Below are 18883 nucleotides of genomic sequence, written 5' to 3'. Positions count from 1 at the left end.
ATCAGCCCCGCAGCTGCGTGACGAGGCCGTTCTCCTTGTCGAACAGCTCGTCGTTCACCGTGGACCAGCCGCCGAGGTCCTCGACCGTGATGATCGTGACGTCCGGGAACGGGTTGGCGGGGTCGTTGGCGCCTTCGACGTCCGCCGACGGCGTGACGCCCGAGACCGACCGGAAGCCGTGCGCGATCAGGATCTCCTGGCCGGCGTCGCTGCGGACGTAGTCGAGGAAGTCCTTGGCCGCCTGCGACGCGGTCGTCGTGACCGCCGCCGGGTTCTCGATCAGGAACGTGGTGTCCGGGACGACGTAGTCGAGCTCGACGCCCGACGCGCGGGCCGCGATCGCCTCGTTCTCGTAGGAGATCAGCACGTCGCCCGTGCCCTTGACGAACGCGTCCGTCGCGGTGCGGCCCGAGTCGTTCCAGGACACGACGTTGTCGATGAACTTGCCCAGGTACGCCTCGGCCGCCGCGGTGTCGTTGCTGTCCCCGAGCGCCTGGCTGTACGCGCCGAGCAGGTTCCACTTGGCCGAGCCGGAGGTACCCGGGTCGGCCGTGACGATGCCGACCCCAGGCTGGATGAGGTCGTCCCAGCCCTGGATGTTCTTGGGGTTGCCGGGGCGGACCGCGAGCACGACGACCGAGTCGGACACGATGCCCTGGTGCTCGTCCGACGCCCAGTCCGGCGCGATCAGACCCTCGTCGGCGATGTTCTGGACGTCCGGGGTGAGCGAGAGCGCGACGAGGTCGGCGTCCTGGCCGGCGATCACCGCGCGGCTCTGGGCACCCGACGCCCCGAACGAGCCGGCGACCGTGACGCCCTTGCCCTCGTCCGTCGCGGCGAACGCGTCCGCGAGGTCGTCGTAGGCGGACTGGATCACGGCGAAGCCGACGAGGTCGATGCTGGTGTCGCCGCCCCCCGCGCCCTGCGTGCCGTCGGCGCTCGTCTCGCCGTCGTCGTCGGACGAGGAGCACCCGGCCACGGCCAGGAGCGACGCGGCGACGAGGACCGCGGCGATGCGCGACGACGTGCGGGTCAGTGGCCCGCGGGGGGTGGACTTCATCGGTGAGCTCCCTGGTCGGAGGCGGGGCTCGGCTTATTCCGAGTTACCCGATCAGAACGCTCGGCATATTACCGATATCGACGTCTCCGATGTCCAGGCGTGTCCACGAAGTGACCCTCGGTGGACTCCGAGCGATCGCCGTGCGGCACCCTTTCGGGTGAATCGAGCCCGACGAGCAACGTCAGACGGGTCGTGGATCGTGAACACCCTGTGAGTCCATCCCTCATCTCGGGAGGCGTTGCCGTGCCCGACGACACCTACGTGGCGCTCCAGGGCGAGCATCAGCTCAACCTGACGAAGGCCGATCACGACGCCGAGTTCGCCGCGTTCGTCGTGGCGGACGGCCCCTCGCTGCACCGCATGGCACGTCTGCTCTGCGGCAACCTCGACCGGGCGGACGAGCTCACGCAGGCGGCCCTCGTGAAGACCTACATCGCGTGGCGGTCGGCCCGGCGGGGCGAGCCCCTCGCCTACGCGCGTCGCGTGCTGGCGAACGCCCGTATCGACACCTGGCGGTCACGCCGCCGGGAGGTCCTCACCGCGCCCGAGTCGATGCCCGAACCGGGACGCCTGTCGCGCCACGAGTTCACGGGAGACGACGCGATGCTCCGATCTCTCGCGGAGCTTCCCTTGCAGCGACGCCGCGTCGTGGTGCTCCGCTACGCGGTCGGGCTCCCTGAGCTGGAGGTCGCCGAGATGCTCGGGATCAGCGTTGGAGCAGTGAAGTCCGCCGCGTCGCGCGGCCTCGCGCAGCTGCGCCACGCACTGGACACGACGCCGGACGACGGGAGCGATCGATGACCTCCGAGCACGACGTGGTGTCGCGCCTCCGCGACGTCAGCAGCACCGCGCCTGTCCCGCCTCTCGACGCCGATGCGGTTCTCGCGCTCGGCCGCCGTGCACGTCGCCGGCGGGCACTCGTTCGCGGGAGCTGCGTCCTGGCCGTCTTCCTCGCCGCCGGCACCGTCCTCGGCCAGGTGGAGCGCGGAACGCCGACGCCGACCGCCGACCGCGGCTCGTTCGCGAGCGCGGCGAGCACACCGGCCGAGATCCTCGACTCCTACCGCGGCTGGCCGACCGACGTCGCTGTGGACACGAGCGAGGGCGGCGTCGTCGACCTCGAGGCCGGGACCGTGACCGTCTGGACCACGACGTCCTCAAGCTGCTTCGAGTCGCCGGAGTGGGTTCGCGCGTCCGGGTCGACAGTTCACGTCACCTTCAGCACGGACCGCGTGACCCCACCCCCCGAGGGCGTGCTCGTCTGCACGGCGGACAGCGTTCCCCAGACGTTCGTCATCGCGCTGCCCGTCGGCTACGCCCCCGACGGCGAACCCTCCGTCGTGATCGAGGTGCCCGATGGACGCTGAGCCACTCGATCCCTGCGGGGCACAACCAGCGACATGTGGGTTGCGATCGAGCTCAGCCGTGACCAGGCCGAGCGCTTCGGCACCGCCGCACGGCGCAACGGCGTGGTCCTCGCCGATTTCTATTGACGAGCGGCGCTCCGTCTTGCGGAAGAGCTCGACAGCGTCGACCTGACTGCCCGCATCGACCGGGACTCGGGTGGAGCGGCTCAGGTGAGCGCGCGGATCGGGCGGGTGGTGGTGGGGCACATCGCCCAGGTCAGGCCGAACGTGATGCTGGCGACCGCCACGGCCGTCGAGAGGGCACCCGCGACGACCGCTAGCGGCTCCAGCTCGTCGGCGCCGGCGGTCACGAAGAGCCAGACACCGACCGACACGAGCAGCGTGAGTGCCGCGAACGCCGCGCGGTCCGCACGCGTCGGCGCGCCGGCGCGGGCGCGCGCTCGACGCACGAGGAGCGGACCGAGACACGCGGCGGCGAGCGCGCCGACGACGAGCCCGGCCATCCCACCGACCGCCAGGCCGCCGAGCGCGTCGTACGACGCGAGCATCAGCACGAACCCGCCCACGGCACCCGCGGCCGATCCGGTGCACGCACCGAGCAGGAGTCCGCGGCCGTACACCTCGACGCCCGTCATCGACGGCGTCCCACTCTGCCCCGCGTCACGCACCCTGCACGTTCCCCTCGAGGCGACGAACCAGCCACCGCGAACGTAGCAGTCGCCCTGGGCCGGACAGGGGCGGGGGTCAGAGGGGGATGGAGTCCAGGTAGACCGTGCGCGGGATGAGGACGGTGCGGCCGTCGGCGTTGGGGGCGTCCGGGGCGTCGGCGTCCAGGAGCTCGGACTCCTCGACCAGGACGCGCCACGTCTCCGACGAGCCCGGGGTCGCCAAGGGGACGCCCGGGCAGGGCAGCTCACCGGTCCAGGTGACGCGGAACGTCGTCTCGTCGCCGAACCCCACCGCCGGCAGCCGCCGCGTCGCGACCGTGCGCCACTGCAGGTCGCTCGCGCCCTCGTCGAGCACCTGGACGCTCGCGCGCATCACCCGGGACAGGCGCAGCAGCTCGTCGAGCTCCTGCACCTGACCGGTCGGGGTGTCGGCGTCGAGCAGGTCCGCGGGCTCGTCGGGCAGGCTCGGCACCGGGAGGCCCCGCCGAGGCCGCGTGCGGTAGAAGCCGACAGCGCCGGTCACCGTGACGCGGACGTGGTCCGGGTCGGGGCGGCTGACGGTCGCGGTGCGGGTCGGCAGGGGCTGCGCCCAGGCGGTCAGCCCGACGGGCGACAGCTCGCAGTCCGCGATCGAGGACGGCTGGTAGCGCGCGACCGCGAGCCGGACGAACGGCCACAGCGCCGGCCCGTCGTCGAGCGCCACGTCGACGTACCACTGGCCGCGGTCCGGGTGGAACTCGGGCCGGTAGCCGTACACCTGCGCCCCCGGCCGGCCCTTCACGTCCAGCAGCGGCACGGTGGCGGGGAACCGCGCCGGCCGCGCGGGCCGGTCCACCCAGGACCCGCCGGACGCGAGCGCGACGGACAGGTGCGCGGGCTCGACGAGCGGCGGCATCGTGCCCTGCGCGACGTGCGCACCGTGCACGATCGGGTCGCGGCCCCACAGGCTGATGGTGTCGGCGGGCAGGTCGGACCCCGGTCCGACGAGCACGCCCAGCAGCTCGCCGTCGCCCGACGAGAACCACGGCCGCCGCAGCCAGACCCGCACGCCCGAGCGCCGCACGCGGCGGACCGCGAACGGCTGGTCCGGCTCGGTCCCGGTCTCCCACCGCAGCAGCGGCACGGTGTCGACGACCTCGGCACCCGCGGGCCGCGCGGAGGACAGGACGGTGAGCGTGCGCGGGGCGCCGGCCAGGACGGGGTCGTCGGGCGCGGGGACGTCCTCGGGGGCGAACAGCTCGGCGTACCTCGTCGTGCCGCTGGGCGTGTAGGTGACCTCGCGGTGGTGCGTGTCGGGGAACGTCTGCAGGGCCTGGTGGACGCCGACGTCCGCGTCGCCCAGCGCGTCCGTCCCGGACGGGACGTGGTCGACGAGCCAGAGCAGACCCAGCCGCTCGCCCGGCCAGACCGTCGACCGCACGACGACGTCCTCCCGCGTCACCTGCACGGGCCCGGCCGCCGCCACGTCGTCCACCCACTCGGTCCAGGACGCGCGCACGACGAGCTGGTCGGTGCTGGGTCCGTGCACGTCCACGAGCCCGCCGAGCAGCGCGACCGGGAGCCCCGCGGGACGCAGCAGCACGCGCAGGTCCCGCAGGTGCGGCGGCAGCACGGGCGCGGGCACGGCGTGCACCAGGCGCAGGTCGGTGGCGGGCGTGAGCCACCACGTCCAGCCCGCGACGGCCGCGCGCAGCAGCACCGCCGCCGCGATCACCTGCTCCTGGGTGGACTGCCCGTCACCGTCGGGGTCCACCGTGGAGGCCAGGTGCGAGCGCCACAGGCCGAAGTCGTCCAGGTCGACGCCCCGCAGCGACGACGACATCGCGACGCGCACCTGCTCGCCGGGCGGCAGCGTGACGCGCACGTCCCGTCCGTCGAGCCGCGCGCCCAGCGTCTCGCCGCGCTCGAGCACCAGCCGCAGCGGCTCGACGCGCGGCCAGTCACCGGGGAACGGCAGCACCACGGCCTGCAGCACGCGCGGCTCGGGCAGCAGGTGGGGCGCGCCCGCGTCGTAGAAGACGAGCGCGACGCCCGCCGCGTGCGGGTCCGGCAGGTAGGGCAGCGTGAGCTCGTCGGTGCCGTGCACCACGTACTGGCCCTCGCCCAGCGGGGTGTCGCGGCGGGCCTCGATGTCGTCGAGCGTGACCGCCGCGTCCGGGTCAGCGCCCGGCCGCGCGAGCAGCGCGATGCCCGGCTGCTCCTCGGTCGCGTTCGCGTCGTCGAGCGACGGGCGGCGCCGGTCCAGCAGGGTCCCGCGCTCCGCGAGCGCGATCGCGTACTGCGCCTTCTGCACGTCGGCGTCGGTCGAGCCGATCGCCAGGTCGAACTTCCCGTCCGTCTCGGCCTCGAGCTGCGTCGCCTTGGGCGGGACCACGTGCCGCGCGCTCGTCGTGATCGCGTCCGGGTGCCCGTCCGGCAGGCCCGTCCGCACGACGAGCCGCGCGAGCTGCTCCCCCGTCCCCAGGCCGGCCTGCGCGACGAGCGTCGGCGGCGGCACGGGCGTCCAGCGCAGGTAGGGCCGCGGCGTGGTGACCACGGGCCGCCGGCCCACGCGCACCTCGTCGGGCACCGCCAGGTCCGGGACGGCAGCCAGGTCCGCGAACGCGTCCGGGTCGATCGCGAGCTGCGGGCGCACGCGCCACGACGAGGCCGCTGCCGCGAGCACGCGCGACGCCGCGGCGACGCGCGCGAACGCCGACCGCGCGGCGTCGCCGGCCAGCGCAGCCACCGGCTCGGTCAGCCCCTGCGCGGGTCCGGCCGACGAACGCCCGTCCGACGAAGGCCCGTCCGACCGGCCCGCGCCAGCCTCGTCGACGCCCCGCGCGCTCGCCCCCCGCCGGCCCGCGACCCGCGACTGCGCGGCGACGTCCGCCGCCGCCCGGCGCGTCGCGACCAGTCGTCCGCCGACGACCGCGTCGAGGTCGAGGTCGCCCGTGCGCAGCTCGGCCGGCACCTGCTCGGCGAGCTCCTCGCGCGTCAGCACGGGCCGCACGGCGGCCGAGCGATCCACGAGGTCGCCGAGCCACTCCGCGTCGCGTCCGGGCTCCGCGCCGGTGCCGGGCCCCGCGTCGGGTGCGGGCAGCGCGGCCAGCACCCGGTCCCGGACCGCGCGCAGCAGCCCCTGCTCGTCGCGCGCGGCGTACCGGTCACGCAGGTGGTCCAGGTGCTCGCGCGCGGCGCTGCGCGCGGGACCCGCCAGCCGCTCGGGCAGCGGGCGCAGCGTCGTCGTGCGCGGCACCGAGCCGCCCGCGAGGTCCACGCCGACCAGCCGGAACGCGTACGACCACCCCCACCGCAGCCGCGGCAGCGAGCCCGGCTCGACGCGCGTCGTGACGTGCACGCCCGTGACCTCGGCGTCCTCCGGCACCTCGGCCGGCGGGTGCACCTCGTCGACGATCACGCGGCCCGGCCGGGGCGCCGACAGGCTCCACCCGTCCCAGCCCGCGACCACCTCGTGCAGGTAGTAGTGCGACGACCCGGGCACTCGGTTGAGCCCCGAGAGCTGCAGGAACCCCACGTCCGGCGCGTCCGTCAGCACGGGCCGCGGCCCGGTGCCCGGGTCGGCCGTCACGTCCACGCGCCGCTCGTGCAGCGAGTGCCACGCGCGCGTGCGGTCGTCCCACACCTCGAGGCGCAGGCCGCGGACCAGGTCGTCGTACCGCAGCAGGGGGCCGGCGTCGCCCGGTCCGTCGTCGGGACCGTCGTCGGGGGTGGTCATCGCCTCGGCGGCCTGGACGCGCGCCCTCGTCGTGCCGACGCGGTCCGTGCGCGCGATGCCGAACCCGGACGTGCGCAGCGTGCCGGGGGCCGATGAGGTCTCGTCGCCGTTGGTCTCGCTCGCGGCCAGCGCCGGCAGCGAGCGCACGTGCTGGTCGAGCTTGAGCCCCGACGCGTCGGGATCGAGGTCCAGCACCACGTAGGAGTCGTCGCCCAGCGGGACCGCGCCGCCCACCCACGCGTCCGACGAGACCGCGTCGAACCGGTCGCCGCGCACCACCACCTGCGTGCGCGGCGGGGCCAGGCGCACCACGTCGGCGGTGGTCACCAGCCGGACCGCGACCCACGTCGCGCGCGCGAGCGCCGCACGGTCGTCGGCCGAGTCGATGCGCAGGTCGAGCGCGAGACCCAGCGGACGCAGCAGCGCGGGCGTGTCGGCCAGGTGCGCGGCGCGCTGGTGGAAGTCCGGGTCCGGCTTGTCGGGCCGCGGGAGCGTGGCGCCCTCGACCGGGTGCTCGCGGTACTCCGTCTGCTCCTCGGGGCGCTCGTAGTAGCGGCGCGCCGCGTGCGCGTCCGCCATCAGCTGCAGCTCGGGGTCCGCCGCGTGGTCGACGCCGCGCTGGCCGTCGAGGTACGTCGTGACGCGCTCGTCGGCGTCCGTGTCCGCGAGGAGCACTTCGATCGGCGAGCGCACGTCCTGCCCGTCGGTCACGTAGGCCGGCCGCCCCCGCACGCCGGTCGCCCCCAGGCTGGCCTGGGCCTCCTGGGTCCGACGAGCGAGCAGCCGGGCGCCGCGGGTCGCACGCTGCTGCGCCAGCTCCCGGATCTGCCCCGCCGAGCGGGAGAACTGGGCGAGCCGGTCCAGGAAGCCCGCCATCACCGGGTCGCCGAGCACGGGCGGGCGGTGCGTGGGGTTCGCGGTCAGGGACATGAGGTGCAGGTCCACCGCGTGGTCGCTCAGCCGGTGCGCGGGGAAGGACTCCCACGGCGCGGCCGCGACCGCGGGCTTCGGGTAGCCCGCGACCCTCGTCGTCGGCGGGAGCACGGCGGCCCACGCGTCCTGGTCGGGGACGGACACCACGGTGAGCGGGACGGGCGCGCCGGCGTCGTGCACCAGCTCGAGGCGGGAGCCCTGCAGTGTCGTCACCCAGTCGGCGACCGCGGGGAAGGCGGCGAGCGTCTCGTCGTCCCCGTCGGTCTCGAGCTTGTGCGTGACGTACGCGGTCAGGTGGTGCTCGGCGGTCTCGTCGAGCGTGCGCGGCAGGGCCGTCAGCAGGACACGTGCGGTGGTCACCAGGGGCTCCCCTCGGCCTCAGGCGGGCAGAGGCGCGAACGCCTCGCAGTAGGCGGACCAGTCGGCGTTGCTGCCGTCGGGCGCGGGTGGCAGGACGTCCTTGAGCGTCGGGTCACCCTTGGACCCGGCGAGCTTCTTCTCGACCGTGATCTCGACGGAGGCCGAGAAGAACAGCACCTCGACCTCGACGACGAGCGACGCGCGCCCGACGAGCTTGCCCGTCTCGAAGTGGTACGTCAGGGACAGCTCGAGCGTGATGGACGCGGAGATCAGCCCGAGGACGTCGACCTCGCCGCGGATCCGGAAGTAGGCCGTGAGCAGGCCCTTCGCGGCCTCCATGCGGATGTAGACGCCGACCGCGATCGACACCGACCCCGAGGCGACGCCCAGGTCCACCGAGAGGCACGCGGTCGCCTCGAGGCCCACCTCGAGGAGCACCATGCCCTTCGGTGAGACGCGCAGCTCCACCCAGCCCCCGCCGCCGATGCACATCACCGTCATCCGGAACGGCGAGTCCTTGCGGCAGAAGTGGAAGCCGACCGTGACCGCGTCGCCCAGGAACGGCACGCGGGCGTCGGCGCCCAGCGAGATGTTCTCGAGGCTGAACACGCCGATCGAGACGCTCGGCAGCGCCACGTCGAACCCCGCGGTCACGCCCTCGGGCGAGACGTCGACGGACGGCGGGTCCGCGAACCCGTCGAACGGGATCATCCGCCGCAGCGTCTCGACGAACTCCAGCGCGCCCAGGAACTCGATGCCGCCGAACACGACGTCGACCTCGACCTTGCCGGCCGACGACGCCCGGAACCCGATGCGCTGGAACGCCAGCCCCATGAGCGGGGCGCCGGGCAGCAGGACCAGCGCGAAGTCCGCGAGCTCGGCCGCGATGTCGACCGCGGGTGCGGAGTCGGTGGACGCGACCACCTCGATCGCGAGGCGCAGGCCGCGCGTGTCGTTCACCTTCAGCACGGGCTTCGCCTCGTCCGGCCAGCTCGCGATCTGCGGGCGCCACTCGAAGCGTGCGGTGATCGACGTGTCCGGCGAGAGCAGCTGCTCCGCGAAGTCCGCGAGCGCCGTCAGGGTCTCCGCCGCGGCCGTGAGCTCCCGCAGCACCTTCGCGGGACGCTCGAGCTCGGCGCGGACCTGGGACGGGATCTGCGGCGCGCCCACGCGGGCCAGCAGCGCGTCGACGGCGTCCGCGACGTCGCTCAGCCGGCCGGTGAGCTGCGTGATCGCGCTCGGCACGTCCGGCGCGTCCGGGAGCTCCTCGATCGCGGTGACCAGCGCGTCGAGCGCGGCGACCAGCGGGCCGATCGCGGCGTCGAGCGCGTCCTTGGCCTCCTGCAGCGCCGCCTGGGCACCGCCGTGCGCGGCGTTCGCCAGCTCCTTCGCCAGCCGCGGCCCGGTCTCCTGAGCACGCTCGCGCAGCCGGTCCGCGGCGCCGACGATCGCGCTCACCGTGTCGAGCGCCTCGGTGACGAAGTCCGGGGCGTCATCGAGCCCGATCCCGATCGCGTCCAGGAGGTCGAGCAGGGAGAACAGCCCGAAGAGCTTGGGGAACGCGCCCTCGAGGAACTTCTCCGGGCTGAACCGACCGTCCTTGAGCCCCGAGTCCGGGGCGGTGCCCGCGTCGCCGACGGCACCGAGCGTCCGCGACAGCGCGCGCACCGCGAAGCTCGGGGAGAGGAACCCGCCCGACCGGTCGGTGCCGCCCGAGAAGTCGACCGCGGGCGCGGGCCCGGTGAGCGCCAGGAACACCTGGCCGGGGTTCGTCGGCCCGAAGCCGCCCTCCGACGCCGCGAGGAACTGCGGCGCGTACGCCAGGTCCACGCCGGGGGCCTGCGGCGCGAGGTGCCGCATCGCGGGCACCACCGCGTTGACCCCGACGAGGCGGGGCCGGGACGTGAAGTCCGCGGGCTGCACGGTGCCCGTGAACTCGAGGCGGTTGAGGTCCAGCGAGGTGTCCCCGGACGTGGCCTCGGTCGCGAGCGAGACGCTCTGCGCCCGCCCGTCGATCCGCCGCACCGGCGCGTACGCGCTCTCGGCGTCGGCCTGCACGGACGGCTGCGCGACGATCGCCGACGGCACGAACACCAGCGGCGCCGAAAACGTCGACACCCGCCCCGCGCGGTCGACGCCCACGAGCGTGAACGGGAACGGCTGCCCGCCGTCCCGGGTCGGCACGAACGGCGTGGTCAACGGCCCGGGATCGTCCAGGTTCGGCGTGACCAGGGGCTCGAGCGTCACCTGGGCGAGCGGGCTGTCGTGCCCGTCGTAGTCGCGCGTCGGCTGCCGCACGATGATGAACTTGCGCTGCCACAGGAACGCCGTGGCGGGCGCGCGGCCCGTGATCTTGCGCTCGGTGACGGTGACGAAGACGCACTTGTGCCCGAACGGGAACAGGAACCCCGGCTCCTCGACGCGCACGTACGTGTCACGGCCCATCACCGCCTGGTGCTTGTAGAGCGTGACCATGGCGGTGTCCGGGGGCGGACCGGCGATGTCCGCCTCGGCCCACGTCCCGGTCCAGTCGATCCACGCCCCGAGGCTGGAGAGCGCGAGCCGCCGCACCGGGATGGGCACCGGCGCCTTCGGCAGCCGGGTGTCCGCGCTCTGCCGGACCACCGCGCGCCGGTGCAACGGCGTGAGCGACTGCGGCGCGATCGCGGGCGGGTCGGCGAGCGCGCCCGCGTCGAGCGGGCCCAGGTCGCGGGTCCAGACCGCGCGCACCACGCGCTGGGTCTCGTCGCCGTCGTCGTGCCCGACGAAGGTGCCCTCGTCGTCCTCGACGCGCACCGTCAGGTGCGTGCGCCACAGCTCGACGCGCGTCCCGTCGGCCGTGTCCCGCACCGGCTCGGCCGGGTGGCGGAATGCCCCGCGCGCCGAGGGCGAGACCGTGAGGCGGTACGGCGCCTCGATCGCCGTCTCGTCGGGCGCGGGCGCCACGGGCGCGCGGCCGCGGGGACGCACCGGCGGCACGCGGACGGGGGGTTCGACGAGCACGGGCGGTTCGACGAGCACGGGCGGCTCGACGCGCACGGGCGGCTCGACGCGCACCGGGGGGTCGACCAGCACCGGCGGGCGGATCCGGTCGCGCGGGCCCAGGGTGTCCCCCGGCGTGCGGACGCCCCGCACCAGCCGGACCGCCTGCGCGTGCTGGAGCACGGTGGCGGCGGGCTCGGTGAGCCGAGTCGAGGCGAACGCGGCCGCGCGCCCCTCCCCGAGCACGTGCTCCGCGAGCGCCCCCGCCGACGCGAGCCCCCGCCCCACCAGCACCCAGGGCGGACGCCCGGGACGCAGCCCCGGTCCTGGTCCACTCGTCGAGGCCGGCGTCGCGTGCGCGGCGACCTTGAGCATGAGCGTCGGCAGCGCCGCCAGCACGCCGGCGGTCGTGAAGGGGATCGTCGTGCCGGCCGGGAGCACGTAGACCAGCCGCGACGGCTCCGCCGCGCGGTGGCCCGTGACCCGGGACGGGTCCTCGACCGACGGCTCCGGCACGGCCTGCTCGCCGATGTGCTGCGGGGGCAGGTGCAGCACCAGGAGGCCGCCCTCGTCGCCGGCCTCCAGCATCGGTCCGGCGCCCGTCTCGACCAGCCGGCAGCCGGTGGCGGTGAGGCGCGCGACCAGCAGGTCCTCGGCGCGCAGGAGCCGGACGTCGAGCTCGTCGTCGCGGGGCTTCGGTGGCATGGCGGCCTCTTCGCTGAGTGTCCGATTCGTCCCCATCGTCACCCAGACGGGTGAGTCCGTGCCAGCCCTTTCCCGCCGTCTCACCCGGGCGAAGTCCGCGGCGCCCGCGATGGCACCCGGGACCTTCCGCCGCCGCCGGGAATACCCATGGGGGGTATGTTGCTGAGGGAGGCGAACCCCGGGAGGACCCGTGCACGGCTACACCACCGACAAGGACGACTACCTCAAGCGGCTGCGGCGCATCGAGGGCCAGGTACGCGGCATCGCGCGCATGGTGGACGAGGACACGTACTGCATCGACGTCCTCACGCAGATCGCCGCCGTCACCAAGGCGCTGCAGGCCGTGAGCATCGGGCTCGTCGAGGACCACCTGGGGCACTGCGTCGTCGACGCGGCGCGCCGCTCGCCGCAGGAGGGCGAGGAGAAGGTCCGCGAGGCGGCCGATGCGATCGCCCGCCTGGTCCGCAGCTGAACCCCAACCCCGAGCGACACCGGCAGGAGACACCCATGAGCCAGACCACCCCCACCCCCGGCACCACCACGTTCGGCGTCGACGGCATGACGTGCGGTCACTGCGTGCACGCCGTGACCACCGAGCTCCAGGCGCTCCCCGGCGTCACCGGGGTCGACGTCGACCTCGTCGTCGGCGGCTCGTCGCGCGTCTCGGTGACGTCCGACGAGCCCCTCGCCGACGGCGCGATCGCCGCGGCCGTCACGGAGGCCGGCTACGCGGTCACGCCCCGCCGCTCCCTCCTCTGACCCCCCACGACACCACCCGACGACCACGTCATCACTCCGGTCCCACACCCCAGAGCCGGAGACATGACGTTCTCGCCAGCCACACCACCCGACGACCACGTCATCACTCCGGGATCCACACCTCAGAGCCGGAGACATGACGTGGTCGGCGGTAGGGAAGGAACTGCCATGAGCAACGAGCCCCTGGTCGTCGACCTGGCGGTCGAGGGCATGACCTGCGCCTCGTGCGTCGCGCGGGTGGAGAAGCGCCTGCAGCGCCTGCCGGGCGTGACCGCCTCCGTCAACCTGCCGCTCGAGTCCGCGCACGTGGAGTCCTCCGACCCGGCCGTCACGTCCGACGACCTGGTCGCGGCCGTCGCCGCCGCGGGGTACCAGGCGCGCGTCACGTCGACCTCGCACTCCGCTCCGGCAGAGCACGACGACGAGCACGACGACGAGCACGACGACGAGCACGGTGCGGAGCACGCGCTGTCCGGGCACTCGATGGCGCCCGGGCACCACATGGAGCCCGACGAGGACACCTCGGCCCCCACCGACGGCCGCGGCGCGGACCTGCGGCGCCGGCTCGTCGTCGCGTCCGTGCTCACGGTCCCCGTGCTGCTGCTCTCGATGGTCCCAGCCCTGCAGCTGACCGGGTGGCAGTGGCTGGTCGCCGCGCTGGCGCTGCCGGTGGTGACGTGGGCCGCGTGGCCGTTCCACCGGGCCGCGGCACGCGCCGCCCGGCACGGCGCCTCGACCATGGACACGCTGGTCAGCATCGGGATCGTCGCGGCGACCGGGTGGTCGCTGTGGGCCCTGCTGCTCGGCGGGGCGGGCGAGCTCGGCATGACGATGACGCCCTCGCTGTGGCCGCGCGCCGCGCACGAGGGGGCGGCGCCGGAGCTCTACTTCGAGGTCGCCGCGGTCGTCACCACGTTCCTGCTGGCCGGCCGCTACGCCGAGCACCGCTCCCGCCGCCGCGCGGGGGACGCGCTGCGCTCCCTGCTGGACCTGGGCGCGAAGGACGTCGCGGTCCTGGTGACCGGCGCCGACGGCCGGCGCACGGAGCAGCGCGTGCCGGTCGACCGGCTGCGGGTCGACGACGAGTTCGTCGTCCGCCCCGGCGAGAAGGTCGCGACCGACGGCGTGGTGCTCACGGGCGAGTCCGCCCTGGACACCTCGCTCCTCACGGGCGAGCCGGTGCCGGTCGAGGTCGGCCCGGGCGACCAGGTCACCGGTGCGACCATCAACACCTCGGGCTCGCTCGTCGTGCGGGCGTCCGCGGTGGGCGCGGACACGCGCCTGGCGCAGATCGGCCGGCTGGTCGCCCGCGCGCAGACGGGCAAGGCTCCCGTCCAGCGCCTCGCGGACCGGATCTCCGCGGTGTTCGTGCCCGTGGTGCTGGTGCTCGCGGCGGGCACGCTGGCCGCCTGGCTGCTGTCCGGTGCCAGCGCCCAGCAGGCGTTCACCGCGGCCGTGGCCGTGCTGATCATCGCCTGCCCCTGCGCGCTGGGCCTGGCCACCCCGACGGCGCTGCTGGTCGGCACCGGCCGGGGCGCACAGCTCGGCATCCTCATCAAGGGCCCGGAGATCCTGGAGCGCACGCGCCGGGTGGACACGGTGGTGCTCGACAAGACCGGCACGGTGACGCAGGGCCGGATGGCGCTGACCGACGTCCTGCTCCCGGCGGGCACGCAGCACGCCGACGACGCCCGCACCGAGGCGCTGCGCTTCGCGGCCGCGGTCGAGGCGCGCGCGGAGCACCCGATCGCGCACGCGGTCGTGGCCGCGTGGGCGCAGGCGGGCGAGCCGGCACCGGCGGGCGGCACGAGCGTCGGTGCGGACGGCGTACCGATCGGGTCCGACGAGGTCCACGACTTCTCCTCGGCCGCGGGCCGCGGGGTGGAGGGCATCGTCCGGACCGCCCACTCCGGCGTCGGCCTGGGCCGGCGCGTGCTCGTCGGGCGGCCGTCCTGGCTCGCGGAGAAGGGCGTCGAGACGGTCGCGCTGCACGCCGGGTTCGACGAGGCCGAGCGTGACGGCGCGACGGCCGTGATGGTCGCGTGGGACGGCACCGCGCGCGCCACGCTCGTCGTGCGGGACCCGCTCAAGGACACCTCCCGGCAGGCCGTCGACGAGCTGCGCGCGCTCGGGCTGCGGCCCGTGCTGCTCACGGGCGACAACGAGGGCGCGGCCCGCGCGGTCGCGCACCAGGTCGGCATCGAGGACGTGGTCGCGCAGGTGCTGCCGGAGGACAAGGTCGACGTCGTCGAGCGCCTGCAGCGCGAGGGGCGCACGGTGGCCATGGTCGGCGACGGCGTGAACGACGCCGCCGCGCTGGCCACCGCCGACCTGGGCCTCGCCATGGGCACCGGCACCGACGTGGCGATCGAGGCGGCCGACGTGACCCTGGTCCGCGGCGACCTGCGCTCGGCCGCGCAGGCGATCCGCCTCTCCCGGCGCACGCTGCGCGTGATCCGGCAGAACCTGTTCTGGGCGTTCGCGTACAACGTCGCGGCGATCCCGCTCGCGGCGCTCGGGCTCCTCAACCCGATGATCGCGGGCGCCGCCATGGCGTTCTCGTCCGTGCTCGTCGTCGGCAACTCGCTGCGCCTGCGCCGGTTCGACCGGTGACCCGCGCGCGGGCGGGGGGCGTCAGCGGAAGCGGCGCCCCTCGTCCGCGCGGTAGGCCGCCGCCGCGAGCGCGGCGAACACCAGCGTCCAGCCCACCAGCACGGGCACCGCGAGCGCGTACGCGTCGACGCCCGTGGTGACCTGGACGACGAGGTCGCGCAGGGCCCGCGAGGGCAGCGCCTTCGACAGCGCGTCCAGCCAGTCGGGGAACACCTCGGGCGGCATGAACAGCCCGCCGGCGAACGCCAGCGGGAACAGCACCGCCTGCACCACGGCGATCGCCGCCTTGGCGGAGAGCCGGTAGCCGATCGCGAGGCCGAGGAGCAGGAACGGCACCGCGGCGCCGACGACGAGCACGACGGTGGCGAGCGCCTGCGCCGGGGACATGCTCGCGGCCGTGAGGAGCCAGCCCACGAGCACCACCGGGACGAGCGCGATGTACGACCACACCAGTCCGTTCAGCACGCGGCCCGTCAGGCGCGGGCCGGGGCCGGCGGGAAGCGTGCGCAGGTAGGGGTCGAACGGCTGCTGGCGGTCCTCCGAGACGCCGGCGCCGAACGAGAACAGGCACGTGGACATGACCGCGAACACGCCGAGCTGCGCGACGGCCGCGGTGGCCAGCACGGGGTCGTCCGCGATCGCGCGCTGCGGCACGACGAAGAAGATCAGCGCGAGCGCCGGGAACAGCAGGTTGCCCAGCACGGCGATCGGGATGCGGATCGTCTCGACGAAGCCGAGCCGGGCGTGCAGGATCGCGAGCCGCCAGAACGGCCGCGTGCGCGCTGCGGCGGGGGTCCTCGCTGTCGTCCGCTCCGCGGTCATCGGGTCACCTCCAGGTCGTCCGCGGCCACGCCCGGCCTGGTCCCGTGCGGGGCCGGGCGCGCGGCCGCGTCCGGCGCGGTGAGGGTCAGGAACGCCTCCTCGAGCGACGCGCCGCGCACCTCGAGGTCGCGGAACGGCACGCCCGTCCCGACGAGCCCGCGCACCAGCGCGTCGGCGTCCGCGGCGAGCACCGTCAGGCGGACCTCGTCGTGCCCCGCCGGCTCGGCGGCGCCTCCCGCGCCCGGCGGCTGCGCCTCCACGTCGCCCGCGCCCGGCAGCGCGGCGACCGTGGCGCGTGCCGCGGCGGGCACGGTGACCAGCACGCGCCGGCGCGCGACGAGCGCGAGGACGGACGGCAGGTCGCCGTCGGCGAGCACGCGGCCCTGCCCGACGACCACGACGCGGCGGGCCAGCGCCTCGACCTCCTCGAGGTAGTGGCTGGTCAGCACCACGGTCGCGCCGTCCGCGTGGTAGTCCCGCAGCGCCTGCCACAGGATGTGCCGGGCCTCGACGTCCAGGCCGGTGGTCGGCTCGTCGAGCAGGACCAGGCGCGGGCGCCCGACGAGGGCGAGCGCCACGGCCAGGCGCCGCTTCTGACCGCCGGACAGGCCGCCGGTCTGCCGGCGCGCGAGGCCCTCGAGCCCGAACCGCTCGAGCACCTCCGCCGTCGTCATCGGGTCCGGGTAGTGCCCGGCGACCAGGGCGATCACCTCGGACACGCGCAGCGTCTGGGGCAGGCCGGTCTCCTGCGGCGTGGTGCCGAGCGCGAGCCGGGACGCCGCGTCGCGCGGGTCGCCCCCGAACAGCCGGACCGTTCCCGCGTCGGGCTTGCGGAGCCCGCTGACCAGGCTGAGCAGCGTCGTCTTGCCGGCGCCGTTGGGTCCCAGCAGCCCGACGAGCTCGCCGGGCCGGATGCTCAGCGACACGTCGTCGAGCGCGACCACGGGCCCGAACCGGCGCGTCACGCCGGCGAGCTCCACGACCGGCGCGCTCATGACGCGTCCCCCAGCAGCGCGCGGAGCCGGCGCGAGTAGCGCTCGAACGCGCCCCGCCCGGTCTCCGTCAGCGCCACGAACGTCGCCGGCTGGCGTCCTTCGAACGTCTTGGTGATCGTCACGTACTCCGCCTCCTCGAGCTTGCGCAGGTGGGTGGACAGGTTGCCCGCGGTCATGTCGAGCAGCTGCTGCAGCCGCGGGAAGGAGATGCTGTCGCCCCGGCCGAGCCCGACGAGCGTCGCGACCACGCGGAGCCGTGCCGGCGCGTGGATGACGGGGTCGAGGTCGTCGTCAGGCACCGTCGCCCCAGGTCCGGCGCCCGGTCAGGCGCGAGACGAGCGCGGCGACCAGCATCCCGCCGCCGCCCGCGAACGCCATGACCGCGTAGGACCCGGGGAGCCCGGCGAACGCGCCGGCCGCGCCCGTGAGCAGGAGCCACGCACCGAGCGCGTACAGCGGGGTCGACCGCCAGAGCAGCCCGCCCGCCAGGTACAGGAGCCCGGCGACCATGGTCGCCATCGCGTTGGCCGCGAGGCTGACGACCACCGGCTCGGCACCCGCCTCGGCGAGCGCCGCGACGATCATGCCCTGCGCCAGGAAGCCGAGCGCCCACGCCCAGCCGTACATCGCCCCCTCGCGCGGGCTGCGTCCCCGGATGCCCGACGAGCGGTGGATCGAGTGCCAGATCGTGAAGGCGATCGCGCCCGCGCCGCCGCCGATGGCGACCGCCGCGGCCCAGACGGCCGGGGTGTCGTCGTCCAGCGCGGTGAGCCACATCAGCCCGTAGCCGATGAGCCACGCCGCGCCCCACACACCGAACAGCAACGCGGACGAGGGCTGGGTGCGGGCCGAGACCTCGCGCTGGCCCGCGATGATCGCCAGCGCGTCGTCCGGCGCCAGGTGCTCGTCGTCCATCTCGTCCCCCTCGGTGTGCCGCCCGCCAGTCGGACTTTGCAACGCAAACTAGTTTGCACATTCCGCCCGGCCCGCGCAAGATGATCGGCGCACGGGATGCGGCCCTACAGTGCGAGGCATGAGAACGGTGGGCGACGACGAGGCCGCGCCGCAGCCCTCAGCCCTGCAGCCCTCAGCCCTGCAGCCCTCAGCACCGCCGTCCTCAGCGCCGCCACCCTCGGGGCGCGCGGTGCGCCGTCGCCTGACCGTCGAGATCTGGATCGTGCTGGGGCTGTCCCTCGGCCGGTCCGCGGTCTACGCGATGGTCAACATGCTCGACCGGCTCACCGCCGGCCCACCGCTCGCCGACCAGTCGACGACGATCAACCAGACCATCAACGCGCGGCCCTGGCTGGACGTGATCTACCAGCTCCTGGCGATCGGCTTCGCGCTCGTCCCCGTCGCGCTCGCGCTCTACCTGCTGTCCGCCCACGGCCGCTCCGCCGTGCGGCAGATCGGCCTGACGTTCGCCCGCCCCTGGCGCGACCTGGGCATCGGCGTGGGCCTGGCCGCCGCGATCGGCGTCCCCGGGCTGGGGCTGTACGCGATCGGGCGGGTGCTGGGGATCACCGTCCAGGTCCAGCCGACGACGATCGACGACCACTGGTGGACCATCCCGCTGCTGATCCTGCTCGCGCTGAAGAACGCGCTGCTCGAGGAGGTCGTCGTCGTCGGCTACCTCATGGAGCGGCTGCGCACGCTGCGCTGGTCGGTTCCCGCGATCATCGCCGCGAGCGCGCTGCTGCGCGGCACCTACCACCTGTACCAGGGCTGGGGCGCGTTCGCGGGGAACGTGGTGATGGGCGTCGTCTTCGCCTGGTACTACCACCGCTCCCGGCGCGTGATGCCGCTCGTCGTCGCCCACACCGTCATGGACCTGACCGTCTTCGTCGGCTACGCGCTCATCCCGCCGGACTGGATCGCGGCGGTCGGGCTCGACTGACCCG

At 74.8% G+C, this 18883-nt stretch carries 14 protein-coding genes; 6 read left to right on the top strand and 8 right to left on the bottom strand.

Annotation, left to right across the window (positions count from 1 at the left end):
• Position 1 precedes the first annotated feature (1 nt).
• Positions 2-1060 carry a sulfate ABC transporter substrate-binding protein gene (locus tag KIN34_RS04780; protein WP_214347446.1) on the bottom strand — a complete coding sequence of 353 codons (1059 nt, stop codon included), beginning with the start codon at positions 1058-1060 and terminating at the stop codon, positions 2-4.
• Between the two features lie 120 nt (positions 1061-1180).
• Here KIN34_RS04780 and KIN34_RS04775 point away from each other — a divergent pair, with 120 nt between their 5' ends.
• Positions 1181-1861, top strand: coding sequence for a SigE family RNA polymerase sigma factor (locus tag KIN34_RS04775; RefSeq protein WP_307858090.1), 681 nt, complete (start codon positions 1181-1183; stop codon positions 1859-1861).
• On the top strand, positions 1858-2427 hold the full coding sequence (locus KIN34_RS04770) for a hypothetical protein (protein ID WP_214347444.1): 570 nt from the start codon (positions 1858-1860) through the stop codon (positions 2425-2427). Before KIN34_RS04775 ends, KIN34_RS04770 begins: the two co-directional genes overlap by 4 nt.
• 206 nt (positions 2428-2633) lie before the next feature.
• Here the strand turns inward: KIN34_RS04770 and KIN34_RS04765 are convergent, their stop codons facing one another.
• From KIN34_RS04765 to KIN34_RS04755, 3 genes are all read right to left on the bottom strand, one after another.
• Entirely contained in the window at positions 2634-3062 is a 429-nt protein-coding gene (locus KIN34_RS04765; RefSeq protein ID WP_214347433.1) for a hypothetical protein, read from the bottom strand.
• A gap of 109 nt (positions 3063-3171) precedes the next feature.
• On the bottom strand, positions 3172-8106 hold the full coding sequence (locus KIN34_RS04760; RefSeq protein WP_214347430.1) for a hypothetical protein: 4935 nt from the start codon (positions 8104-8106) through the stop codon (positions 3172-3174).
• An 18-nt stretch (positions 8107-8124) separates the two neighbouring features.
• A complete protein-coding gene (locus tag KIN34_RS04755) occupies positions 8125-11793 on the bottom strand; it encodes a hypothetical protein (RefSeq protein ID WP_214347428.1) in 3669 nt (1222 codons plus the stop codon).
• A gap of 190 nt (positions 11794-11983) precedes the next feature.
• Between KIN34_RS04755 and KIN34_RS04750 the strand changes: the two genes are divergently transcribed.
• The 3 genes from KIN34_RS04750 (at position 11984) to KIN34_RS04740 (ending at position 15165) form a co-directional block, all read left to right on the top strand.
• Positions 11984-12265 carry a metal-sensitive transcriptional regulator gene (locus KIN34_RS04750; protein WP_214347426.1) on the top strand — a complete coding sequence of 94 codons (282 nt, stop codon included), beginning with the start codon at positions 11984-11986 and terminating at the stop codon, positions 12263-12265.
• Positions 12266-12300: 35 nt separating this feature from the next.
• A complete protein-coding gene (locus tag KIN34_RS04745) occupies positions 12301-12552 on the top strand; it encodes a heavy-metal-associated domain-containing protein (RefSeq protein WP_214347423.1) in 252 nt (83 codons plus the stop codon).
• A 168-nt stretch (positions 12553-12720) separates the two neighbouring features.
• Entirely contained in the window at positions 12721-15165 is a 2445-nt protein-coding gene (locus tag KIN34_RS04740) for a heavy metal translocating P-type ATPase (protein WP_214347421.1), read from the top strand.
• A 21-nt stretch (positions 15166-15186) separates the two neighbouring features.
• Here the strand turns inward: KIN34_RS04740 and KIN34_RS04735 are convergent, their stop codons facing one another.
• Genes KIN34_RS04735 through KIN34_RS04720 form a run of 4 tightly spaced genes read right to left on the bottom strand, consistent with a single transcriptional unit; the run spans position 15187 to position 17897 of the window.
• Positions 15187-15987 carry an ABC transporter permease gene (locus tag KIN34_RS04735; RefSeq protein WP_214347418.1) on the bottom strand — a complete coding sequence of 267 codons (801 nt, stop codon included), beginning with the start codon at positions 15985-15987 and terminating at the stop codon, positions 15187-15189.
• On the bottom strand, positions 15984-16982 hold the full coding sequence (locus KIN34_RS04730; protein WP_214347415.1) for an ABC transporter ATP-binding protein: 999 nt from the start codon (positions 16980-16982) through the stop codon (positions 15984-15986). Before KIN34_RS04730 ends, KIN34_RS04735 begins: the two co-directional genes overlap by 4 nt.
• Positions 16979-17281, bottom strand: a complete 303-nt coding sequence (locus KIN34_RS04725; protein WP_214347412.1) for a transcriptional regulator — start codon at positions 17279-17281, stop codon at positions 16979-16981. The genes KIN34_RS04730 and KIN34_RS04725 overlap by 4 nt, the downstream gene beginning before the upstream one ends.
• A complete protein-coding gene (locus KIN34_RS04720) occupies positions 17274-17897 on the bottom strand; it encodes a hypothetical protein (RefSeq protein ID WP_214347409.1) in 624 nt (207 codons plus the stop codon). Before KIN34_RS04720 ends, KIN34_RS04725 begins: the two co-directional genes overlap by 8 nt.
• Before the next feature lie 229 nt (positions 17898-18126).
• Here KIN34_RS04720 and KIN34_RS04715 point away from each other — a divergent pair, with 229 nt between their 5' ends.
• Positions 18127-18879, top strand: coding sequence for a CPBP family intramembrane glutamic endopeptidase (locus KIN34_RS04715; protein ID WP_372449527.1), 753 nt, complete (start codon positions 18127-18129; stop codon positions 18877-18879).
• The last annotated feature ends 4 nt before the right edge of the window (positions 18880-18883 follow it).

Origin of the sequence: Cellulomonas fulva (assembly GCF_018531375.1) — a bacterium.
GTDB lineage: Bacteria > Actinomycetota > Actinomycetes > Actinomycetales > Cellulomonadaceae > Cellulomonas > Cellulomonas fulva.
Note: the sequence above shows the minus strand (reverse complement) of the source record. Positions and strands in the feature narration are given on the sequence as shown.

Bases quoted from the DNA above. Each gene is read 5' to 3' on its own strand.
- KIN34_RS04730 (WP_214347415.1), bottom strand. From the start codon at position 16,982: ATGAGCGCGCCGGTCGTGGAGCTCGCCGGCGTGACGCGCCGGTTCGGG.
- KIN34_RS04735 (WP_214347418.1), bottom strand. From the start codon at position 15,987: ATGACCGCGGAGCGGACGACAGCGAGGACCCCCGCCGCAGCGCGCACG.
- KIN34_RS04740 (WP_214347421.1), top strand. From the start codon at position 12,721: ATGAGCAACGAGCCCCTGGTCGTCGACCTGGCGGTCGAGGGCATGACC.
- KIN34_RS04770 (WP_214347444.1), top strand. From the start codon at position 1,858: ATGACCTCCGAGCACGACGTGGTGTCGCGCCTCCGCGACGTCAGCAGC.
- KIN34_RS04755 (WP_214347428.1), bottom strand. From the start codon at position 11,793: ATGCCACCGAAGCCCCGCGACGACGAGCTCGACGTCCGGCTCCTGCGC.
- KIN34_RS04780 (WP_214347446.1), bottom strand. From the start codon at position 1,060: ATGAAGTCCACCCCCCGCGGGCCACTGACCCGCACGTCGTCGCGCATC.
- KIN34_RS04720 (WP_214347409.1), bottom strand. From the start codon at position 17,897: ATGGACGACGAGCACCTGGCGCCGGACGACGCGCTGGCGATCATCGCG.
- KIN34_RS04745 (WP_214347423.1), top strand. From the start codon at position 12,301: ATGAGCCAGACCACCCCCACCCCCGGCACCACCACGTTCGGCGTCGAC.
- KIN34_RS04765 (WP_214347433.1), bottom strand. From the start codon at position 3,062: ATGACGGGCGTCGAGGTGTACGGCCGCGGACTCCTGCTCGGTGCGTGC.